General features: G+C 59.7%; 2 protein-coding genes and 1 pseudogene. All 3 read left to right on the top strand.

The window, feature by feature from the left end:
• Positions 1-27: 27 nt before the first annotated feature.
• Entirely contained in the window at positions 28-594 is a 567-nt protein-coding gene (rplJ, locus tag Q7J58_RS12885) for a 50S ribosomal protein L10 (RefSeq protein ID WP_304828530.1), read from the top strand.
• Between the two features lie 41 nt (positions 595-635).
• Positions 636-1,010 carry a 50S ribosomal protein L7/L12 gene (rplL, locus tag Q7J58_RS12880; protein WP_304828527.1) on the top strand — a complete coding sequence of 125 codons (375 nt, stop codon included), beginning with the start codon at positions 636-638 and terminating at the stop codon, positions 1,008-1,010.
• A gap of 304 nt (positions 1,011-1,314) precedes the next feature.
• Positions 1,315-2,713 (top strand): annotated as a pseudogene (gene rpoB, locus Q7J58_RS12875) (DNA-directed RNA polymerase subunit beta); the annotation flags it as partial.

The following is a 2,713-nucleotide window of genomic DNA, read 5'->3' as shown; positions in this document are numbered from 1 at the left end:
GCCATAGGCACATTTAAGGAGTAGACCTTGAGTCTGAATCGCAGTGAGAAAGAAGCGGTCATTTCCGAAGTGACCAGCCTCGCCGCAAAAGCTCAAACGCTCGTGATGGCGGAATACCGTGGCATCACGGTTGCGCACATGGACAAACTGCGCGTCACAGCCCGCAGCAACGGTGTGAGCCTGAGTGTGTTGAAAAACACCCTGGCCCGCCGTGCGGTGGCTGGCAGCAGTTTTGAAGTGGGCGTGGACCAGATGACCGGTCCGCTGATCTATGGCTTCTCTGAAGACGCTGTGGCCGCCGCGAAAGTGGTGGCTGACTTCGCGAAAACCAACGACAAGTTGGTGATTCGCGGTGGTGTCTACGGTGGGAAGGTCCTGGACGTCGAGGGCGTGAAGCAGCTCGCCAGCATCCCTTCGAGAGAAGTGTTGTTGGCTCAGCTGTGTGGCTTGCTGATGTCGCCCATGTCGCGTACGGCCGTTGTGCTGGGCGCCTTGGCGGCGAAAAAAGGCGAAGGCGCTGCCGCACCGGCAGAAGAGGCTGCAGAACCTGCAGCTGAAACCGCCGCCCCGGCAGAAGACGCTGCCGCAGCTTGATGCTGGGCACGTTCGTTTAAAACCATTGTTAGGAAATCAAAATGGCATTCGATAAAGACGCATTTTTGACCGCGCTCGACAGCATGACGGTCATGGAACTCAACGACCTGGTGAAAGCCATCGAAGAGAAGTTTGGTGTGAGCGCTGCCGCCATGGCCGCGCCTGCTGCAGGTGGCGGTGCCGCTGCTGCCGTGGCTGAAGAGAAGACCGAGTTCAACGTCGTGCTGCTGGAAGCCGGCGCACAGAAGGTCTCCGTCATCAAGGCCGTGCGCGAAATCACCGGTCTGGGCTTGAAAGAAGCCAAAGACCTGGTCGACGGCGCGCCGAAGAACGTGAAAGAAGGCATTGCCAAGGCAGACGCCGAAGCCGCCATGAAGAAGCTGGTGGACGCCGGTGCCAAGGCCGAACTGAAGTAATTCGGAACCCTTCAGGGGCTGGAGTGCTCGAAAGAGCCTCCAGCCTTTGGTGCTTTCAGAGCACACCCAAAAATCGACCTCTGGACCGGTTTCTAGACAGCGTGAATGCTGGCGAAAAACGTTCAAAAGGTGTTTTTGAGTGTCTTCTGACCCCGACTGCAGAAGACGACTTGGTTCGGGCCTGTGTGCAACGCACAGGCCGTCCGCCAATGGTTGGTAGAGGCCAGCCACCAAGCATGTCACCGAGCGTTTGATGCGCCCGGTAGTCAAGACAGTCGCCGCAGACCTCAAGCCCGGAGATCGCATGGCCTCAGCATCGAATTATTCATACACCGAACGCAAACGCATCCGAAAGAGTTTTGGCACCCGCGAAACCGTCATTGCGATTCCTTACCTCTTGCAGATGCAGAAGGACGCCTACACCGCGTTCCTGCAGGCGGATTCGGCCCCCAAGAAACGGACCAACGAGGGCCTGCAGGCTGCGTTTGAAGCCGCCTTCCCCATCGTCTCGCACAACGGTTTTGTCGAGATGAAGTTCGTCGAGTACAACCTCGCCAAGCCGGCGTTTGACGTGCGCGAATGCCAGACCCGTGGTCTGACCTTTGCCTCGGCCGTGCGCGCCCGCGTGCAGCTCATCATTTACGACCGTGAGTCCTCGACCAACCAGTCCAAGGTGATCAAGGAAGTGAAAGAGCAAGAGGTCTACATGGGTGAAGTGCCCCTGATGACCGACAAAGGTTCTTTCATCATCAACGGCACGGAACGCGTGATCGTGTCGCAGTTGCACCGCTCGCCCGGCGTGTTCTTCGAGCACGACAAGGGCAAGACCCACAGCTCGGGCAAACTGCTGTTTTCGGCGCGCATCATCCCCTACCGTGGTTCCTGGCTGGACTTCGAATTCGATCCGAAAGACATTCTGTTCTTCCGCGTCGATCGCCGCCGCAAGATGCCGGTCACGATTCTGCTGAAGGCCATTGGCCTGACGCCAGAGACCATCCTGGCGAACTTCTTCGTCAACGACCACTTTCGTGTCATGGACAGCGGTGCCCAGATGGCCTTTGTGCCCGAGCGCTTGCGCGGTGAGGTCGCCCGTTTCGACATCACCGACAAGGCCGGCAAGGTCGTGGTCGCCAAGGACAAGCGCATCACGGTGCGCCACACCCGCGAGCTGGAGCAGTCGGGCACCACGCACATCAGCGTGCCCGAAGACTTCATGATCGGCCGCGTGGTGGCCCGCAACATCGTGGACGCTGACACCGGCGAAATCTTGGCCAAGGCCAACGACGAGTTGACCGAAGCGCTGCTGAAAAAACTGCGCACCGCCGGCGTGCAGGACCTGCAGTGCCTCTACACCAACGAACTGGATCAGGGTGCTTACATTTCGCAGACCCTGCGCAGCGACGAAACCGCTGACGAGTTTGCTGCACGCGTGGCCATCTACCGCATGATGCGCCCCGGCGAGCCCCCGACCGAGGACGCGGTGCAGGCCCTGTTCCACCGCCTGTTCTACAACCCGGACACCTACGACCTGTCGCGCGTGGGTCGCATGAAGTTCAACGCCCGCGTGGGCCGTGACGAATCCACCGGCCCGATGGTGCTGTCCAACGAGGACATCCTGGCCGTGGTCAAGATCCTGGTGGACCTGCGCAACGGTCGCGGCGAAGTCGATGACATCGACCACCTGGGCAACCGCCGTGTGCGTT

The sequence above is a fragment of the Hydrogenophaga sp. genome (assembly GCF_030656115.1).
Lineage (GTDB): Bacteria > Pseudomonadota > Gammaproteobacteria > Burkholderiales > Burkholderiaceae_C > Hydrogenophaga.
Note: the sequence above shows the minus strand (reverse complement) of the source record. Positions and strands in the feature narration are given on the sequence as shown.